The 20,953-nt window shown below is 40.8% G+C and carries 15 protein-coding genes and 1 tRNA gene; 12 read left to right on the plus strand and 4 right to left on the minus strand.

What is annotated here, in order from left to right:
- Positions 1 to 34: 34 nt before the first annotated feature.
- A complete protein-coding gene (locus lgb_RS01540; RefSeq protein WP_064305282.1) occupies positions 35 to 2,176 on the minus strand; it encodes a transglycosylase domain-containing protein in 2,142 nt (713 codons plus the stop codon).
- Positions 2,176 to 3,297 carry a PASTA domain-containing protein gene (locus tag lgb_RS01545; RefSeq protein ID WP_064305283.1) on the minus strand — a complete coding sequence of 374 codons (1,122 nt, stop codon included), beginning with the start codon at positions 3,295 to 3,297 and terminating at the stop codon, positions 2,176 to 2,178. Before lgb_RS01545 ends, lgb_RS01540 begins: the two co-directional genes overlap by 1 nt.
- Before the next feature lie 103 nt (positions 3,298 to 3,400).
- Here lgb_RS01545 and ligA point away from each other — a divergent pair, with 103 nt between their 5' ends.
- From ligA to lgb_RS01605, 12 genes are all read left to right on the plus strand, one after another.
- A complete protein-coding gene (gene ligA / locus lgb_RS01550; RefSeq protein WP_064305284.1) occupies positions 3,401 to 5,368 on the plus strand; it encodes an NAD-dependent DNA ligase LigA in 1,968 nt (655 codons plus the stop codon).
- Positions 5,365 to 6,369, plus strand: a complete 1,005-nt coding sequence (locus lgb_RS01555) for a diacylglycerol kinase (protein ID WP_019292903.1) — start codon at positions 5,365 to 5,367, stop codon at positions 6,367 to 6,369. Before ligA ends, lgb_RS01555 begins: the two co-directional genes overlap by 4 nt.
- Positions 6,370 to 6,679: 310 nt before the next feature.
- A complete protein-coding gene (locus tag lgb_RS01560; protein ID WP_019293425.1) occupies positions 6,680 to 8,425 on the plus strand; it encodes a hypothetical protein in 1,746 nt (581 codons plus the stop codon).
- 142 nt (positions 8,426 to 8,567) lie between these two features.
- A complete protein-coding gene (locus lgb_RS01565; protein WP_019292901.1) occupies positions 8,568 to 9,704 on the plus strand; it encodes an ABC transporter ATP-binding protein in 1,137 nt (378 codons plus the stop codon).
- A 260-nt stretch (positions 9,705 to 9,964) separates the two neighbouring features.
- The gene (nifJ, locus tag lgb_RS01570) at positions 9,965 to 13,612 is read left to right on the plus strand and encodes a pyruvate:ferredoxin (flavodoxin) oxidoreductase (protein WP_249663232.1); all 3,648 of its coding nucleotides are present in this window, start codon (positions 9,965 to 9,967) and stop codon (positions 13,610 to 13,612) included.
- 114 nt (positions 13,613 to 13,726) lie between these two features.
- Positions 13,727 to 14,554 carry a diadenylate cyclase CdaA gene (cdaA, locus tag lgb_RS01575; protein WP_019292889.1) on the plus strand — a complete coding sequence of 276 codons (828 nt, stop codon included), beginning with the start codon at positions 13,727 to 13,729 and terminating at the stop codon, positions 14,552 to 14,554.
- The gene (locus lgb_RS01580; protein WP_019293423.1) at positions 14,554 to 15,507 is read left to right on the plus strand and encodes a CdaR family protein; all 954 of its coding nucleotides are present in this window, start codon (positions 14,554 to 14,556) and stop codon (positions 15,505 to 15,507) included. The genes cdaA and lgb_RS01580 overlap by 1 nt, the downstream gene beginning before the upstream one ends.
- A gap of 30 nt (positions 15,508 to 15,537) precedes the next feature.
- Entirely contained in the window at positions 15,538 to 16,899 is a 1,362-nt protein-coding gene (gene glmM, locus lgb_RS01585) for a phosphoglucosamine mutase (RefSeq protein WP_019293422.1), read from the plus strand.
- A gap of 193 nt (positions 16,900 to 17,092) precedes the next feature.
- On the plus strand, positions 17,093 to 17,548 hold the full coding sequence (tsaE, locus tag lgb_RS01590; RefSeq protein WP_019293421.1) for a tRNA (adenosine(37)-N6)-threonylcarbamoyltransferase complex ATPase subunit type 1 TsaE: 456 nt from the start codon (positions 17,093 to 17,095) through the stop codon (positions 17,546 to 17,548).
- Positions 17,545 to 18,060, plus strand: a complete 516-nt coding sequence (locus lgb_RS01595; protein ID WP_019292884.1) for a GNAT family N-acetyltransferase — start codon at positions 17,545 to 17,547, stop codon at positions 18,058 to 18,060. Before tsaE ends, lgb_RS01595 begins: the two co-directional genes overlap by 4 nt.
- Positions 18,061 to 18,156: 96 nt before the next feature.
- Positions 18,157 to 19,530, plus strand: a complete 1,374-nt coding sequence (locus lgb_RS01600) for an LCP family protein (protein WP_046401076.1) — start codon at positions 18,157 to 18,159, stop codon at positions 19,528 to 19,530.
- 63 nt (positions 19,531 to 19,593) lie between these two features.
- A tRNA-Arg gene (locus tag lgb_RS01605) sits at positions 19,594 to 19,667 on the plus strand.
- 157 nt (positions 19,668 to 19,824) lie between these two features.
- Here the strand turns inward: lgb_RS01605 and lgb_RS01610 are convergent.
- Positions 19,825 to 20,415: a hypothetical protein gene (locus lgb_RS01610; RefSeq protein ID WP_019294176.1), complete on the minus strand. Its 591-nt coding sequence runs from the start codon at positions 20,413 to 20,415 to the stop codon at positions 19,825 to 19,827.
- Between the two features lie 11 nt (positions 20,416 to 20,426).
- A complete protein-coding gene (locus lgb_RS01615; RefSeq protein ID WP_019292652.1) occupies positions 20,427 to 20,771 on the minus strand; it encodes an XRE family transcriptional regulator in 345 nt (114 codons plus the stop codon).
- Positions 20,772 to 20,953 lie beyond the last annotated feature (182 nt).

Raw genomic sequence — 20,953 nt, forward strand, 5'->3', positions numbered from 1 at the left:
GCTGCTTGCAAGCAGCTTTTTTATTATAAAGAACTTAGTTCTTAGCACCATATATGGAGTCAGCATCTAAGAGCTTGTCTTGACGGTGCATTTGATAAAATTCTTCTAAACCGGGAGTAACACTTGGAGCAACAGCATCAAAGGCTTTAGCTTGCTGGATAGCTTGGGTCGTTGGTGGCTCAGTAAGCTGGGGCAGCTCTGGTAAGAGAGGTTCATGGGACATCGCTGTGCCTGAGTAACTAAATGGCGGCACATTTCTGCCTTGATTCATATATCTGATGGTGTTGTTCAAAAGATAGACACGCATATTGTTTTCTTGTTCAATAGGCGCAGCTGGCACATAATATTTCCCACTCATATCTGGGCTTCCGACCCATACAGCGGTTGAAACACCTGTAGAGGTAGCAGCCATCCAAGCATCAGGAGCACCTTGACTACGGGCCGGTTCTGTGGCAGTATCGGGGAAATTAGAGAGCCCGGACTTAGTGGCGAAAGCATTCGGCCATTGCGGCTGAGCAGCTAAAGGCTCGGAACCATTGGGCTGTGTAACATTTTGCATGAGATTAACAAGCGAGCGAGCTGTTGAAGAACTCATAGCGCGTTGTGATTCAGGCTGAGTAAGTGGCAGTTCTTGACCATTTACCGTGACAGAAGCCACAGCAGTAGGGGTAACGCGAACGCCATCATTACCAATCGCAGAATATGCAGATGCAGACTGTAAAGGAGACAAATTATAGTCAATAGACATGGATTCTTGGTCATATTTGACAGAAGCAATACCAAGTGGCTGCATAATACTGTTTTTTTGCTCATTATTGGTCATGTTAAAGGTTTGCAGGGCTGCAGAGTTCAAAGAGTTACCAAGGGCAAAACCGACAGGAACAGGGCCATAATTATTCCCACCGTAATTCATCAGCGGTGTGCCATCAGCGTAAGTTGTAGCATTACCATTCAAGGTGCTGTTTTCATTGATATAGCCATATTCAAGAGCGGGCGCATAATCGAGTAATGGTTTAATCGTTGAACCTGAAGAACGGCCAGAGGAAATTGGCAATTGTGGATTGTCCGAATTTGTATTTAAAGCTAAGATATGACCTGTTTGGGTATCAACCACAGATATTGCAGTTAAAGTACCTTCTGGCAGATTATTACGTGGAATATTTGAGACATCAGGTGCGGTATGATTTGCAACGCTCTCTAGATAATCCAAGTGTGCTTTCGTAGCATATGTTTTGACAACAACCTTAGCGTTTCTTGGTAAAGCAATCTGGCCAAGCTCTTTTTGTACTTGTGCAATATAGGCTTGATAAGCATGGGGAATGCCTTGTGTATAACTTGGCTTAAGTGCGAGTTCTTTTTTCACAGCTTCGGCGCTGTCTTTGTATTCTTGGTCAGAGATAATTTTGTTGGACTTCATCACCGAAAGAACAGTCAAGGCGCGTTGTTTCCCTGCGCCTTCAAAATCTTGAACATAGGTTGAAGGTGCTTGACCCAGCCCCGCTAAATAAGCAATTTGAGCAATATAGAGTGGTGTTTTCTCTGAGGTAATCATCGGTGTAGAGAAAAGATTGTTCCAAGCAGCCCCAGGGCCAATGGTTTCAGGTGTCAAACGCAAGGTGTCGAGATAACTGGTGAGAATTTCTTCTCGAGAATAGCGTTCAGCAAGGCTATGCGCATCAATCAATTCGACGATTTTGCGGGACAATGATTTATCGGCAGTAAAACCTCCATGCGCAAGATTTTTTGCTAATTGTTGATCAAGGGTTGAGCCACCACGTGCACCGTTTGCGAGATGTAATTTCGTAAGTACTTCTGATAAGACGGCATTAGTTACTCCTTTGATAGAATAACCTTTAGTTTTACGGGAATAGAAGTCACTATCCTCAACTGCGACTAAAGCTTTTGTGTATAGTTCAGGAATATTTTTATCTTTGCCTGAGAGCTGTGCTGGAATGTACTTATAGATATTTGAGGAATCCTGAAGTGCTTCCCCATTAATATCCGTAATAGTAAAGGATTGGGAGATGGCTTGTGGGGAAGGCTTAAGCTCGATCGTATGTGCCTGATGTGATTCTTTATCCAGGAGATAGACTGCACCAACAGCACCAACAGCGCCTACAAACAAGAAGAGCAGAAAAAGAACGGCAAGGGTGCGGAGAATTATTTTTTTAGCCATTATTCATCTCCTTTCTTTTTAGCTTTAGTGTCCTCTTTTTTGGAGGCTTCTGTTTTTTCTTTGTCTTTTTTGGCAGAATCAGAAGAAGTTTTCTTTTCTTCAACTTTTTTCTGTGTTTGAACCGTAATTGTTTGACCTTTTAGAATACGAGTATACTGAGAGGGCTCAGGTTTTTGTTGAGTTACAATCGCTGTATCTTTCTCCTCATAGTTTGGCTCCACTTCAATTTTATAATCGATGCCTGCTTGTTTTCTTATGGCCGCAAGTGTTTGACCTTTGAGATTAGGCATTTCTATGCTTGAACTTTTTAACTGTTCTGATTTTTCGACTTTTTGTTGGAAATCTGTTAATTCTTTGATACGAGCTTCTACAGTTTCCTTCTGGCTGAGATAAGCATTTACCTTGTTAAATACAGGGAGAAAGTCTGCCATGAGTGAATTATTGGTAGAAATTTTATCAAATTGAAGTTGTGTGATAGCTGTGTAATTATTGGTATAGTTTACAAACTGTGTAAAGTTACTAAGGAGAGAGTTTGCATCATTGAGGGCTTGAACCGAAGCAGAAATCGTCGATTTAGAAACAGCATTATTATCTTCAATATAAGATTGAATGCTCTTCTCAGTCTGTTGTGCCAATTGGTTTGCATCTTGAATAAACTGAGACAACTGCTCAGCTTTTAAAGTTTTTGTTTCTGCTTGGAGCTGATCAATGGAACGATTAAGGCGGGCATTCTCATAAGTTTGAGCAAGTTGCGTCATTTGCTCATCGCTTGCGCCCAGCGCTTGTTGTAATTCGTCCTGATTTTGTGAAAACTGTTGTTCGGGAAGTTCGCCATTGACAATACTGTTGACGCGTTTTTCGTTCTCCTCTAACTTTTCCGCAAGTTCACTGGAAGCATTACTTAGGTAAACGTCAAGCGCATTATTTTTTAATTTTTTGATATAGTCGTTATCCTCAGGTAGGATATTCGTTGTTTCGACAATCTCTTTTTGGGACATTGACTGGAAAACAGGATAATCACGAAAAAGTATCTGTCGACCAAGAATACCAGCTGTTATGATGATGATACCGAGCAAGGCCGCCAGTATAATCACAATCTTATTAAAAATCTTTTTCTTCATTAAAAACCTCATAAAAATTAAGCTTAACATAAGCTATTGAACTTCTCCATTATAACAACTTTCTTACTCCGAGGAAACCGAAAAATATGATAAAATTATTAGTATGAATATCGAGTCAAAGATCAAAGATTTAACGGAGTTATTAAATAAGTACGCTCACGAATACTATACCTTGGATATGCCATCGGTTGAAGATGCGGAGTATGATCGCCTTTATCGTGAGTTAGAAACTCTAGAACACGATAACCCACATTTGATACGCGCTGATTCACCGACCCATCGTACAGGCGATGTTGTGCTATCAGGATTTGAAAAATATACTCATGAATACAATCTCTACAGCCTAGCAGATGCTTTTTCACGTGAAGAGCTGGAAGACTTTGATGAACGTGTACGTAAAGTCATTCCAAAGCCTGAGTACATTTGTGAGTTAAAAATTGATGGTCTCTCACTTTCTCTTAAATATACAGCAGGTAAACTTGTCGTAGCTGCGACACGTGGAGATGGCAGTGTAGGGGAAAACATTACAGAAAATGTTAAACGCATCAAAGACGTCCCACTGGTATTAAAAGAACCTATTGACATTGTGGTGCGAGGTGAAGCTTATTTGCCACGCAAAAATTTCGTCAAACTCAATAAGGAACGCGAACTTGAAGGTAAACCTTCCTTTGCCAACCCGCGTAATGCAGCAGCCGGAACTTTACGACAGTTAGATACGAAAGAGGTGACCAAGCGTGGCTTGGCAACCTTCCTTTATCAAGAAGCGAGTCCTGCGACAAATGACACTCAAGAAGAAGTTTTGGAGTACTTAGAAAAGCTTGGACTTGTCGTCAACAAAGAACGTGTTTTTGCGCGAAATATTGATGAAGTCTGTGCCTTCATTGAGCGCGTGGCTTCTCTTCGGGATGACTTAGACTATGATATTGATGGTGTTGTCATCAAAGTTAATAATCTAGCTGAACAAGAAGAGTTAGGCTTTACAGTCAAGGCTCCACGTTGGGCCATCGCTTATAAATTTCCAGCTGAGCTGGCAGAAACGGAAATCCTGTCTGTGGATTGGACAGTAGGGCGTACAGGGGTCGTTACACCAACAGCAAATATGGTTCCTGTGACCTTAGCGCAGACGACAGTATCACGCGCCACACTGCATAATGTTGACTACATTAAGGAGAAGGATATCCGTCTTAAAGACAAAGTCATGATCTATAAGGCAGGGGATATCATTCCAGCAGTTCAACGTGTTTTGTTTGAGAAACGTCCAGCAGATTCTGTAGAAATGGCAATCCCTCAATATTGTCCGGAATGTTCATCTGAACTTTTGCATTTCGAAGATGAAGTAGCCTTACGCTGTATCAATCCGCTTTGTCCAGCACAAAATCGTGAAAAACTTATTCACTTTGCCAGTCGTGGTGCAATGAATATTTCTGGTTTGGGGCAATCGATAGTTACGCAACTTTTCAAAAATAACTTAATCAAAGATGTGGCAGATATCTATAAGTTGCAGCTTGACGAATTAGTGGCACTGGATAAGATTCAAGAAAAATCAGCAACCAAGTTATTAAATGCCATTGAAGCCTCAAAAGAAAACTCCGCAGAAAAGCTCCTTTTTGGCTTGGGTATTCGTCATGTAGGATCGAAAGCTGCCAAACTATTAATGGAGCGTTTTGGTAATCTTCGGGCCTTGTCGCAAGCAAGCTTAGAAGAAATTGCTGAAATTCCAAGCTTAGGTTCAGTTATTGCCAAAGCTGTAACCAGCTACTTTGCCACAGAAGGTGCGCAAGTCTTGCTTCAAGAATTGGCAGAAGCGGGAGTCAACTTCGACTATCTTGGTCTTAAGCCCAAGACAGACAGTGTGTTGTCAGGGAAAACCGTTGTTTTAACAGGGAAATTAATAGCTATGACACGAACAGAGGCAAAAGAAAAATTAGAAGCTTTAGGTGCAAATGTCTCAGGTTCAGTTTCTAAAAAGACAGATTTAGTTATAGCTGGAGCAGATGCTGGGTCAAAACTGGCTAAAGCACAGGATTTGGGCATTGAAGTTTGGTCAGAAGAGGAGTTGCTGAAATTATGAAAGCAAGATTGATTTACAACCCAAGTAGTGGTCAAGAAATCATTAAAAAAAATGTCGCGGATATTTTGGATAAGTTAGAAAGTTTCGGCTATGAAGCCTCTGCTTTTCAGACAACACCAGAACCACAGTCTGCCCAAAAAGAAGCTGCACGTGCTACTGAAGCAGGTTTTGATCTCATTGTAGCAGCTGGCGGTGATGGCACTATCAACGAAATAGTAAGTGGAATGTCTCCATTTGATAAAAGGCCGAAGTTAGCCATTATCCCCACAGGGACAACTAATGATTTTGCGCGTGCACTTAAAATCCCACGCAATAAGCCCTTAGCAGCTGTTGAAATGATTGGGAAAAATCAGACTTTGAATATTGATGTGGGTCAAGTGAATGATGCCGAGTATTTTATCAATATTGCTGCTGGTGGAAGCTTAACAGAGCTGACTTATAGTGTACCAAGTCGTTTGAAAACAGCTTTTGGCTACTTGGCTTATCTTGCCAAAGGTGTTGATTTACTGCCCCAAATTCGTAAACGCAAAGTCAAGGTTACGCATGATGATGGCGTGTTTGAAGGTGAGATTTCCATGTTTTTTGCGGCCTTAACTAACTCTGTTGGAGGATTTGAAAAAATCGCACCAGATGCCAAACTAGATGATGGTCTGTTTACTCTTATCTTGGTGAAGACAGATAATTTATTCGAGTTACTGGCTTTGATTTCCATGGTGATTAAAGGTAGTCACGTGGATGATGTCAATATTGAATACCTAAAATCAAGCCAAATCAAAGTCGAGCCCCTCACAGATAAAAAAATGATGATTAATGTGGATGGCGAGTATGGAGGCGATGCACCAGTAACTTTCAGAAATCTCCATGGTCACATCGAAATTTTTGTCAACCTCGATGAAATCAATAATGACCATTATCTGGGAGATGAGGAAGAAGAAGATCTCGAAGCCGTTGCTCAGAAATTTGCTGAGGAAGCCGAACAACTCAAAGAAGAAGTAAAATAAATGCTAAAACATCTCTAAAGTTCTAAAATCGTAAAAATACCTCTATTGGATAACAGCCAATAGAGGTATTTTTATAATGTGGATATTACTTTGAAATGAATAAGAAAAATATTACAATATAGTTAAATAAATTACTTGAAGTTAACAAAAAACTTGAAGAAGGAGCACCTATGTTGTATAATCCTTTAGCAGAGCAGAGCAGAGCAGAGCAGAGCAGAGCAGAGCAGAGCAGAGCAGAGCAGAGCAGAGCAGAGCAGAGCAGAATTTTCTGTGTTCTAAGTTTCCTATGTCTTAAGGGGGTGAGTCACAGATGAGCCCAGAAAAGAAACGTAAACTGCGGAATATTGCGCTCTTAGCCATTCTTGGTTTAATCGGAGGCACATTCGCCTTTACAGCATTCAACCAACAAGCCATCAATGACCGAGAATTCGAAAACCGTGCTGACGTTGGCGGACGTGTACATGACTATTTTGATGGTGATGAAAATAAAGATGTCTTTGTCGAAAACTTTGGTCAAAAACCTATCCTTGTAAGGCTTCAACTTTCTGAGTTCGGGGAGTTTCAAGAGCGTGGAAGTGATGTTTGGCAACCGATAATATCTGGGGAACGTGAAGAGTTAGACAGCTGGACGACCTACATTCCAGAAGCAACCGATGTTTCACAGCGTAGAAGTGACAGTCTTTCAGCTGCCTTTAATGAGCTATCTAACCTAACATTTGGTTATAGCCGTGGAGACGTCAGCCCACCATGGTACTTACCAACTTTTAATACAGCATATAATAGTCCTATTACCGCAGCAGCAGGACACGCCCGTGACCTGAGCTATCGAGGAGAGGATGGAGAACTCTATCAAAGAGCGACGCATCCCGGAGCCGGTACTACTAATTACTGGAGTCAAGGTGATACTTATACTAACACTGGCCAATGGCCGGGACAAACCATCACGCGTGAAACAGCGCAAAACCTGTATCAAGACCGGGCACCGATAACACTCCATCAGTGGAATGAACGTTATACTGCTTTTCGAGAGGGAAACTCTGATGGTGATGATTTACTTGGCAATTACTGGGTGATGGATGAAGCGAACGGATGGGCCTACTATGCACGAGCCCTTCAAGCAGGGGAAGCTACATCTTATCTCCTAGATGCCTCTCATATGACAGAGGTCGTCCATAACTTTCAAGGTTCTTATTATTATGGTGTGCATGTGAAGAGTGAGTTGATTGGTATGCCGCCACCTATGGAACAGGTGAATACTCTAAGCCCTGATATACCACGTTTTCAGGATGAACCAGCATATAATGGATTTGACGGTGCATTAGGAGACTTCCTTCATCTTATCAGAGGGGGTGAAGTTTTAGATCCTTATGCAGACATTCCTGACTCTGAGCTTGATCGTTTATTACCCTCATTAAGAGCTGGTGCCCGCTTCACAACAGATGGGGAGCAATTTATGTATCTTGGAAATTTAAGACATGGTGAGCATATGATTATCCGTAATCGTACAATTAAAGGCTCTTCATGGAATGAGCAACCTATGGTAATAGAGAATTGGTACGCTGATCGTGGTGATGATTTAAAAGCAAGGGTACAACCAGTAGTCATACCAGCCCGAGATGATGTATCAGGTGTGATTTCCCCTGTCGAATGGTTGGGAGGTACAGATTATGAAGGTTGGGTTCCGACAAATCTTCCGGAGCCTGTAGTCGAAGATTTGACGCGTGTTAATCCACAAGGAACACCACAAGCCTTTGCCTTATCGATGGCAGATGTAATACACTTTTCATCACCTTCACCTGGAGCAGCTGTAAAAGATACACCTTTCCATAGCTTCCAAAGCCGTATCGCTGGTGATGGGGAGTGGTGGTTTACACGTACACCTGAGAGAGGCGAAGGTGTCCACCCTGGCCCCATGGCTTGGGGGATAAGTAGTGGAACTGGTCAGATGCCCTATTTCCCGGGAGGGCTTGTTCCCGGGCCACGTGGATTACAGGGGAATAATGGTGGTGTGCGCCCTGCTCTTATCGTTCAAGCTGGGGTTGTAAAAATGCGCTGAAAGATTAATAGTTTGAGCCTCATAACAAAGAAATAAAGCTGTGCATTTTGTACAGTTTTTTTGTGCATCTTAGATATTGTTTAAAGGAAGCGTTTGCATTAAAATGAAGATAGCTTAAATACAACAAGATGAAGGAGAAGCAATGACAACACTTAAATTAGACAAGGTTTATAAAAAATATCCGAATGCTACACAATATTCGGTGGAAGATTTTAATTTAGATGTCAAAGATAAAGAATTTATCGTCTTTGTTGGACCATCAGGTTGTGGGAAATCAACAACTTTGCGTATGATTGCAGGTCTAGAAGATATTACAGAAGGCGAATTTACTATCGATGGTAAACTGATGAATGACGTTGCACCTAAAGATCGTGATATAGCCATGGTTTTCCAAAACTATGCCCTATATCCTCATATGACGGTTTTTGACAATATGGCTTTTGGACTTAAACTGCGTAAGCATAAAAAAGATGATATCAAGCAACGTGTAGAAAATGCAGCGAAGATTCTTGGACTGACTGATCTACTTGATCGTAAACCTGCCGATATGTCTGGTGGACAACGTCAACGTGTAGCTATGGGACGTGCCATTGTTCGTGATGCTAAAGTTTTCCTTATGGATGAGCCTTTGTCAAACTTGGATGCCAAGCTTCGTGTTTCTATGCGTACAGAAATCGCTAAAATTCACCGTCGCATTGGAGCTACAACCATTTATGTCACTCATGACCAAACTGAAGCGATGACTCTCGCAGATCGTATTGTCATTATGAGTTCAACACCGAACGCGGACAAATCAGGTACTGTCGGACGCATTGAGCAGATCGGCACACCTCAAGAACTTTATAATGAACCAGCGACAAAATTCGTTGCTGGCTTCATCGGTAGCCCAGCGATGAACTTCTTAAGTCTCAAAATTGAAGGCAACAAACTCATCGGTGAAGGCATCAGCTTAACGCTTCCAGAAGGCCAACACAAGCTCCTTAAAGAAAAAGGTTATTCTTCAAAAGAAGTCATCATGGGGATACGTCCAGAAGATATCTCCGCCTCAATTCTTGCAGAGGAAGCTTATCCTGAAGCACAAATTGAAGCTGAAGTCACTGTCTCAGAACTTTTGGGTGCTGAAACAATGCTCTATCTGAAGGCAGGAGATGCAGAACTCGTGTCTCGTGTAGAAGCAAGAGACTTCCGTCAGCCTGGCGAAAAAATCACTGTCACACTTAATCTTAATAAAGCACATTTCTTTGATAAAGATACCGAAGTACGTATTAAGGAAGGTTAAATCAAATTCTGATAATATTAAATATTATATCCATAAAAGCAGAGATTTATAATAAGTTTCTGTTTTTTTTATATTTTTTGTCAAAAGTGTTTGACACTCATCACTCATGGAGCCTATAATTAAAAGTGCTAAAATAGAAGTAGTCAAAAATTTAAGCGTAAGAGCTCTTGGATTTTCAGGAATATTTCCACAGAAAAAACAAATGACACCGTTTTTTCTGATGAAAAACCAAATAAATGCTTTTACATAAGGACTTTATCATGAAAAAAACTATGGATGGGAATATGGCAGCCGCACATGTTGCGTATGCTTTCTCTGAAATTGCAATGATTTACCCCATTACGCCAAGTTCACCAATGGCTGATTATACAGATGCTTGGTCGATTTCGGGCCGCAAAAATATTTGGGGACAACCTGTTAAACTGAGCGAGATGCAATCAGAAGCAGGTGCTGCTGGAGCTTTGCATGGTGCCATAAAAGCTGGAGCTCTAGCAACAACATTTACCTCGTCTCAGGGGCTTTTACTGATGTTGCCCAATATGTATAAGATGGCAGGCGAACTTCTTCCTGGGGTTATCCACGTGGCAGCACGTGCTATTGCAACAGGTGCACTGAATATCTCAGGCGATCATTCGGATGTTATGGCAGCGCGTTCCACAGGTTTTGCCATGTTAGCAGCATCTAGCGTCCAAGAAGTTATGGACTTGTCAGCTGTATCCCACCTGACAACAATTGAAGCATCGGTGCCCTTTTTAAACTTCTTTGATGGTTTTCGCACCTCACATGAAATCCAAAAAATTGATGTTCTGGATTACGAAGACCTAGCAAAATTGATTAATCAAGAGAAATTAAGTGCTTTCCGTCAACGTGCGATGAATCCAGACCATCCAACTGTGTCAGGAACCAATCAGAATGCTGATATTTATTTCCAACAGCGTGAAACGGTCAATCCATATTATGAGGAACTTCCTCAACTCGTGCAAAAATACATGCGGGAAATAAATCACTTGCGTGGGACGGACTATGATCTGGTAGATTACTATGGAGCACCAGATGCCGAAGAAGTTATTGTAAGTATGGGATCTGTTGCCGGAACAGTTAAACAAACTGTTGATTACCTGAATCATCAAGGGCGCAAAGTAGGCTTTTTGAATATCCATCTTTACCGTCCATTTCCCTCAGAAAACTTTCTTGAAAAATTACCTAAAACGGTGACTTCACTTGCCGTACTTGACCGGACAAAAGAAGCAGGAAGTAATGCTGAGCCTCTTTTACTCGATATTAAAGATTTGCTGTTTGAGCAAAATATTTCTGTTATTGGTGGACGTTACGGTATAGGTGGTAAAGATACGCGACCAGAGCACATCGTGGCAGTTTTCGAGCAGCTGAAAAATAAATCTGTGAAGAAAAGCTTTACTATCGGTATAGATGATGATCAGACTCATCTTTCCTTACCGCTTGCAGGGAACTTGGATCTCACTTCAGCAGATACTTATCAAGCAAAATTTTGGGGCTTTGGTTCAGATGGGACCGTGGGTGCAAATAAAGCTGCTATCAAAATCATTGGTGACCATACGGACAAATATGTTCAAGGTGCCTTTGAGTACGATTCGAAAAAATCAGGTGGACTGACCGTAAGTCATTTGCGCTTTGGTGATAGTCCTATTCAGTCGGAGTATATGATTTCGCATCCTGACTTTGTAGCCTGCCATAATACAACTTATGTGCGCCAATATGATTTAACAAAAGGCTTGCGCCCTGGAGGGATTTTCCTCCTCAATACAAGCTGGACAGATGAACAACTTGATCGAAATTTACCTGCCCAGCTTAAAAAGTATATTGCGAAAAATGCGATTCGTTTCTACACAATCGATGCTGCTAAAATTGCACAAACCACTGGTTTGGGACGACGCATTAATACCATCATGCAAGTTGCTTTCTTTAAGTTGACCAACATTATGCCCTTTGATAATGTCTATGCGATTCTTAAAGAGGATGCACAGAAGTATGCCCGTAAATCGCCAAAGATTGTAGAGCAAAATTTACAAGCTATGGAAGCAGCTCTGCATCATTTACATGAAGTAAAAGTACCTACCTCATGGGCTGACACAGAAGAAAAAGTTACCAAAGCCGCTCCGGCAGATACAGCACGTAAACGCTATGTTTTCAACTTTTTAGATAAGGTCAATGCCTTTGAAGGTGATCAATTAACTGTTCAGGATGTGGCTACCAATGTAGCAGCAGGAAGTAGTCCGCTAGGGATTTCTGCCTTTGAAAAACGCGGCATTGCTTTGGAAGTTCCCGAATGGAATGGTGCTGCTTGTACGCAATGTAACGAATGTTCTTTTGTCTGTCCACATGCTGCCATTCGTCCTTTCCTCGCAGATGAAGATGAATGGAATGTGGCGCCAGAAGGCTTCAGTGTGATGGATTACCGTGGCAAAGACGGTCTGAAGTACCGGATTCAAGTTTCCGTAGAGGATTGTACAGGCTGTGGACTCTGCGTGGAAGCTTGTCCGAAAAAAGGGCAAGCCCTAAAAATGGTACCTTATGAAAGTCAAAAAACTCAAGCCATCAACTGGGCTTTTGGGATGACACTTAAGCAAAAAGAAAATCCAGCACGCTCTGGTACAGTCGCTGCTACACAGTTTAACCAACCACTCTTTGAGTTTTCTGGTGCGTGTTCTGGCTGTGGGGAAACGCCTTATATCAAACTGCTTACACAGATGTTTGGTGATCGTATGATGATCTCCAATGCCACAGGATGTTCTTCTATTTATGGGGGGACACAGGCTGCCCCTTATGCCACAAATAATGTTGGGCAAGGTCCAGCATGGTCAAATTCGCTCTTTGAAGATAATGCTGAATACGGTTATGGTATGTGGTTTGCGAGTCAAACAAGACGGCAAAAACTTGCAGCACAGGTTAAGGTAGCCCTACCTGAAATGTCGGCTACCTTAGCACAGTTAGCTGAGGATTGGCTGGAGCACCTGGAAGATTCTGAAGGTACAAGAGCACGTGCTGAAAAGTTCAAAGCCGTGCTTAAAGAGGAAAAAGAAAATTCAGCTCTGCTACAAGAAATATATAATGAAAAAGACCAATTTGTAAAACCTACACAGTGGATTTTTGGTGGCGATGGCTGGGCCTATGATATTGGATTTGGTGGATTGGATCACGTTATTGCCAGCGGTGCAGATGTAAATATCCTCGTTATGGATAACGAAGTTTATGCCAATACAGGTGGACAGGTTTCCAAAGGTACACCGGCAAGTGCGATTGCGCAGTTTGCTTCTGGCGGAAAGGTTGCTGCGAAGAAAGATCTTGGCTTTATGGCTATGACTTACGGCAATGTTTATGTCGCTCAAATCGCAAGTGGTGCAAACATGATGCAAACAATCAAAGCCTTTGATGAAGCGGAAAAACATAAGGGCCCTTCTCTAATTATTGCCTATACACCATGTATTACACATGGAAACTATGAGGGAATGAGCAAGGTGCTTGATGAAGCAAAAGCTGCAGTAAACAGTGGATATTGGCAACTTTACCGCTACAATCCAGCACTTGAAGAAGTTGGAAAAAATCCTCTGACATTAGATTTTAAACGTCCAGATTTTGGACAAGTCAGAGAATTGTTGGTGAAACAGTCTCGCTTTGCCAATCTTATGAAGGTCAATGCAGAGCAAGCAGAATTGCTTTATGCAAAAGCTGCGGCAGATGCGAAGAAAAAATTCTTACGGTATGCCCGAATGTCAGGGGATTACGAAAAATTTATTGCTCGTGAAGCAAAAGCTTCGGATAAAAAAGCTGCGCAGCCAGTTCGTGAAAAAAGAGAAAGAAAAGAACACCCAGTAGATCCTGAGCGTGAGGCAAGACGAGCTGCACGAAAAGCTGCACGTCAAGCAAAATAAAAAAGAGAAAAGCGGCAACTTAGTGTAGGTCGCTTTTTCTTTATGTGGGAGATAACATAAAGAAATGTATTTTTGGTATAATAGTAAAGAATAAGTCAGTGAGGAGGGCAGTATGTGAGTGATTTTAGTCAAATTTTTAATCTTGACTTCTGGCAAAAAATATTGGAGTTAAACCAATCGCCTTGGCGTGTGTTCATTTCAATCATCGATATCGCTATTGTAAGCTTTTTTCTTTATTTAGCTATGCGTTTTGTACAAGGCACAAAGCTGGTCAGCTTAGTACGTGGTGTTATTATTTTTGTTCTCATAAGAATAGTTGCTGGTTTGATCGGTTTGACCACTTTAGAGTGGCTACTCAATCAAGTAATTACCTATGGTGCGATTGCCGGTGTTATTATCTTTCAACCAGAAATACGTAGAGCTTTGGAAGGATTAGGTCGGACGACCAATCGGTTATCCGGTGGACGCAACCGGTCTATCAATAGCTATATTGAGGCATATGAAAAATCTTTTGCCTATATGTCTGAGCGTAAAATTGGAGCACTCATTGCTATTGAGCGAACACAAACTCTGAGTGAGTATGCTTCCACAGGGATAAGGTTAGATGCAGATATCTCCAGTGAATTAATCATCAATATCTTTATCCCGAATACGCCTTTACATGATGGGGCAGTGATTATTCAAGATGATAAAATTGCTGTAACCAGTGCCTACCTTCCTTTAACTGAGAAAACGGGAATATCCAAAGAGTTTGGGACACGGCATCGTGCAGCTATTGGTTTATCAGAATCTTCAGATGCTTTAGTTCTTGTTGTTTCGGAAGAAACAGGAGGAATATCTATCGCTTATAATGGTGAGTTGTACGCGGATATTTCAAAAGAAGTGTTCCATGAAAAACTTATCGCTATTTTGGGACCAGAAGAAACAGGAGGCAAAAAATAATGAGAAATAATTTTTTCGCTTCAAAACTTTTTACAATCTTAGCTTCCATTTTCTTTGCAGTAATTTTATTCTTTAATGCAAGCTCTGCTGCGTTGAGAAATCAAGGTAACTCAACAACTGGAGAAGTTTATACGACAACTATTTCCAATGTACCAATTGAAATTAAGTATAATTCAGATGAATATTTTGCCAGTGGTTATAATAATACTGCTAATGTCTACCTGACAAGTTACAATCGCGTTCAGATTAATACAGAAGAAAACCCGGATTCTCGGAACTTTTATCTTGTGGTGGATTTATCCAATGCAAAAGAAGGAACAGTGACGATGCCCGTACGTATCCAACAACTTCCTAATGGCATAAATGCACAAATTGAACCTACAACCTTGACCGTTCGCTTAGAAAAGAAAGCCAGTGCTGAATTCAATGTAACACCCTTGATTGAACAAGCGCAGCTACCAGATGGTTTCAAAGTTAATGACATCAAGCTGAGTCAAGAAAAAGTCAAAGTAACAGCAGGGGAAACAAGCATCAAACAAATCCATGCCATCCAAGCGGCCTTACCAAGTGATGCATACTTAAATGATGATTACTCTGGTACGGTTACCTTGCATGCAGTTGATGCTGACGGAAAATTACTTCCCGCACAAATCAGTCCGGCGACAGTGCAAATGAAAGTGAGCGTAGAAAAGCCGTCAAAAACAGTCCCAGTTAATGTGAAGAAAACGGGAACACTTGACCAAAGTCTTTCAGACATGAAGACGTCTCTCTCTCAGAAGACAGTCACCATTTCAGGAGAACAAAGTGCTCTAGATAAGATTAATAGTGTTGATGCGACGGTAAACATATCTAATATTACGGAAAAAGAGACTGTAAATGTCGATATACAGGCAGATGGAGCAAGTGTGAAACCTAGTCAAGTAGAAGTAACAATGACTCCAGTAAAAAAATAAATAAGTAAAAAAAGAAAAGAGAAGAATAAAATGGGTAAATATTTTGGAACAGATGGCGTTCGTGGAGAGGCAAATGTAGAGTTAACGCCAGAAATGGCCTTTAAACTTGGGCGCTTTGGTGGCTATGTTCTTAGCCAACATGAAATCGGAACACCAAAAGTGTATGTAGCACGTGATCCACGTATTTCGGGTCAGATGCTTTCAACAAGCCTTATTTCAGGTCTGTTATCAGTAGGGATTGAGGTTTATGACTTGGGTGTTATTGCTACACCAGGAGTGGCTTATTTGGTACGTAAAGAAGAAGCCTCTGCAGGGGTTATGATTTCTGCCAGCCATAATCCAGCCTTGGATAACGGAATTAAGTTCTTCGGAGCAGATGGTTTTAAACTTGACGATGATAAAGAGTTAGAAATCGAAGCTTTGATTGATGCTGAAGAAGATAAATTACCACGACCTTCTGCTGAAGGTTTGGGAATTTTACACGATTATAATGAAGCTGTACGTAAATATCAAGCATTTTTGAAAACAACAGCTGAAGGCGATTTTGAAGGTTACAAAATTGTACTCGATACAGCTAATGGTGCTTCATATACATCTGCGCGTGCTGTGTTTGCTGATTTAAATGCCGAACTCACAGTGATTGGTGAAAATCCAAATGGACTTAATATTAATGACGGTGTTGGTTCAACACACCCAGAGAAAACAGCAGATACGGTTGTAGAAACTGGAAGCGACATTGGTCTGGCTTTTGATGGTGATGCGGATCGTCTTATCGCAGTAGATGAAAATGGCAATATCGTTGATGGTGACAAAATTATGTTCATAGTTGGGAAGTATCTCCTTGAGCAAGGGAAATTAGCAAAAGATACCGTAGTTACAACTGTTATGTCTAATCTTGGTTTTCATTTAGCATTGGAAGAAGCAGGTATGAATTCCGTTGTAACGGCTGTAGGTGACCGCTATGTTGTGGAAGAAATGCGTAAAAATAATTACAATTTTGGCGGTGAACAGTCAGGTCATATGGTCTTCTTGGATTACAATACGACTGGTGATGGACAACTCTCAGCTATCCAACTTGTAAAAGTCATGCGTGAAACAGGTAAAAAATTATCAGAACTAGCAGCTGAAGTCACAATTTATCCTCAAAAACTTGTAAATGTTCGTGTAGCAAATAACGCTGCTAAAGAAGGGGCAATGGATATTCCAGCTATTCGCGAAGTTATTATGGCCATGGAAGAAAAAATGAACGGTAAAGGCCGTATTCTTGTCCGCCCAAGTGGAACAGAACCCCTTCTCCGTGTTATGGCTGAAGCACCAACAGATGAAGAAGTAAATGAAGTTGTTGACACAATAGTTGACGTAGTCAAAGAAGAAATTGGCGTAAAACTATAAAAGAAAAAGATTCGTAAGGAATCTTTTTTTGTTCCCAGACATACTGCATGAAAGAGGAAAGGAGTCAATGGCCAAAGACAAGACTCCTTTAGACTTTGCTAGAGTCACACAAGACTTAGCGAAAAACAATCACTTCCGTTTTCCGGGATTTAATTACTAAATTTCACGTGTTGAGTTGTGCTATAATAAGGCTATGAAATTAAAAGTTAATGAAGAAAAGATGCTCGCATTTGCAGAGCGTTTAGGTGGCCTTCTTCAGGCACAAGATATTATTGTTTTGACAGGAGAGCTTGGTGCAGGTAAAACAACCTTTGTGAAGGGTTTAGCTGTGGGCTTAGGAATTTCGCAGATGATTAAGAGCCCAACTTACACCATTGTACGAGAATACGAGGAAGGAAAGCTCCCTTTATATCATATGGATGTATACCGTGCAGGAGATGATCCTGACAGCTTTGACCTTGACGATTATCTTTTTGGTGAAGGCGTTTCTGTTATTGAATGGGGCGAGCTACTGGGAGAAAGTCTACCTGAAGCCTACTTAGAAGTGAAATTTGATAAATACGCAGACGGCTTTGCAACGGATGCTGAACGTGTCTTAGAACTTCTTCCACATGGACAACGCTATGAGGCACTACTAGGAGAATTATGAGCACAGAGTTACTGATTCGTGAAGCAACTCCTGAAGATAGCATAAAGCTTATTGCTTTTCTTAATCAGGTAGGAAAAGAAAGTCATTTTTTGACTTTAGATGAGGCGGGGATTCTTATGTCGCCCACGCAGATGCAAGATTACTTGACACAGATTCTTACGAAGGACAATAACGCTTATTTTCTAGCCTTTATTGGTCAAGAAATTGCTGGCGTTCTACATATTACGGCAGATTTTCACTATCGCATACGCCATATTGGGGATATTTTTATTGCTGTAAGTTCACAATTTCAAGGTTATGGTATTGCTTCTTTTTTATTTGAGGATGCCCTTGAATGGATTGAGGAGATGGACGTGATAAAGCGACTTGAATTAACTGTTCAAAAACGCAACAAAGCAGCTATCCATTTATATGAAAAGTTTGGTTTTGAGCTTGAAACAGTCCAAAAATATGGCGCACGCGATGAACATGGACAATTGATAGATGTGTATCAAATGGTCAAATTTTTCTAAGTGAAATAAGAGTGATCAGATAGGAAAAAAGAAGCCTATCTGGTTGCTTTTTTCATTTCCTGTTGTTTATTTGTAGAAATTTGATATAATTTTACTATGAAACTTTGGAAAAAATCGCTGTTGATGATCGTTGGGATCATCGCCTTAACGGCTGGAGCAGCCACTGTCTATGTTTCGACAGTTTTAGATAGCACAACAAAAGCATTTTCGAAAACCTATGCGGAAGTTGGAAGCACAGATGCGGGAAAAATTATCAAAGCGACTGAGCCATTAACAATTTTACTCATGGGTGTCGATACTGGAGGAGCTGACCGCGGAGGATCAACCAGCTGGGATGGTAACTCTGACTCACAGATCGTTATGACCCTTAATCCCAAAACGAACACAACAACGATGGTTTCTCTTGAGCGAGATGTCATGTCAAACATTTTGGATAATAAGGGTAATACTGTTTCGACACAGAAGATGAATGCCGCTTATCCGATGGGGTATAATGCAGGAGGGCTGGAAACAGGTGTCCAATATGCCATGAAGACAATCGGAGAACAGGCTGGTATTAATGTTGATAACTTCCTCATGATTAACTTTGATGGCTTGGTTAACTTGGTCAATGATGTGGGTGGTATTGATATTGACAATACAACTGGGCAGACTCTTTATATCTCTGACACAGAGCCGGAGTACACTGCGAAAGTTCCACCAGGTAAACAACACATTAATGGAGACCAAGCGCTGGTTTATTCGCGTGATCGCCATCACTTACCTAATGGAGACTATGGTCGTGCAGCACACCAGCGTGAAGTTATTTCAGCAGTTGTGACGAAGCTCTTGGCATTGAACAATATCACTCAATATCAAAAATTCTTGGACGATATTAGTGAAGACATCAAAACAAATATTCCAATCAATGGCTCAACTTTAACTTCTTTATTAGGTTATAGAGATTGTTTTAATAAAGTAGTTTCGATTCAATATCAAGGGATTGATTATATGAATCCAGGAGATGGTGGTTCTTATCAGCTGTTGTCTACAAATACGACTTTAGCCGTTCAAAACGCTTTACGAAACTCTCTGAAAAAAGAGACAGGCAATAGTTTAAGTAATAATTTAATTACATACGAAACATTAACTGGTAATATACCTGATGCCTATTTCATGCCTTCAGCAACAGTAACAGAAAATGGCAAGTCAACTGTTTATGGTATTGATGTCAATGGTTCTTTTGTAAATCTTGACAGCAGCAATTCTGCTACCTATGTTGCGACAGATGGTAGCGCAGCGACAAGTGATAAGCCAACTTCATCGGATAAAACAAAATCTTCTGAAGAAAGTCAGGCTGATGCAACTACCCCAGATCCTTATGGGGCTTCTGTAGACGATGGCGCAGCATATGGAACGACTGACCCAGGAATGGGAGGTGCGAGTGCAGATGGTACAACCACTTATGTTGATCCTTATACAGGACAATAATTGCTTCAATTAGAAAAATATGATAGACTAGACAAGTAGTGTAAAAATCTACTTGTCTATTTTGGTCCGATAGCTCAGCTGGATAGAGCATTCGCCTTCTAAGCGAACGGTCGAGGGTTCGAATCCCCCTCGGATCATGGTGCCAAACCTCGCTCCGCCTTCGTGGCGGGGCATTTTTTGTTCTAAAAGTAAAGCTTAAAAGATGGCTTTTTAAATTAAAAAAATAAAGCACTTCATGGGAAGTGCTTTATTTTATACTATATATCGAAAGGCGTACTCCGCATTAGTTCAAAGTTAGCACGCGTAATCCAACTTTAAAATCTTTTTAAAAATTTCGACGGCAGCATCATAATCCTCATAAGGCAAATTATAGGCTTCAAGAAATTGATAAGTATTGATTTGCTCAACAACATCAAAGTGTGAGATGTAGTCAATCACACATTCTTTGAGCGACATCGTGCTAAAATCTTTCGTTCGGCTGTCTGATTTGTTTAATGCGTGTATCACTTCCTCGTTCACTTTACAGAGTAGCGCAAAAGAAGTGTCACATGGACAACCAGAAATTTCGATAAATTTTTGGAAGAGTTCAAAATTTCCGCCTTCGGACACAAAGATATCCCAGAGGAAGAGGATAGCTTCTTTATTTGTTCGTTTCTCCTGAGGGCTGGTTGTATCACATTCTCCAAGACGATAGCGATCATTATTCTTAATGTGCATTAACTCATGGCACAACTTAAAGGCCTTGACCGTTTTCGGATTAAAAATAGTAATCTTTTTTCTGTTATGTGTGACAGCATCCAATGGAAAATAGTTGTCCCCGATAACTTCAATTCCATATTTTTCTATCTCAAGGATTATACGCTCTATTAGTTCCTGTTCGTTCATAGAGCCCCCACTTAGTCTTCAAGACGCTTACCTAAAATAAGTTTTAATGCCGTTTTGACTTCATCAGTAAGTGGTTTGCCATCAAAAGACACCCATTCGTCCCAGTCAACCTTACTCTCGTCTACTAAAGGAGCAAGGTCGATAGGTTCTTGATGATTGCTTTTTTCTTGGTGACCAAGGAGATAATCAACACTGACATTAAAGTATTTGGCGACTGCTGTTACTTTATCAACACCAGGTGTTTGTTTACTCCAGCGGCGTATTGTTCCATTACCATAGCCCAGATGTTCTTCAATTTGTCTGATGGATACATGCTTTTGGGCCGCTAACTCTTTTATTTTTTCGTATAAATCCAAATTTATTAACCTTTCAGAATAGCTTTATCTGTTTGTAGCATATTAGTATATTTTTCACTTGACATTTTATACCAATATGCTATAATGTTTCTTGTAAAGAAGATTTGCAACTTTTATAAAGAAGTCCTATAAGGTATGTGTGAGTGAGAATATACACACCAATCAATAGGTTTTTCATTCTA

Source organism: Lactococcus petauri (genome assembly GCF_023499275.1).
Classification (GTDB): Bacteria; Bacillota; Bacilli; order Lactobacillales; family Streptococcaceae; genus Lactococcus; species Lactococcus petauri.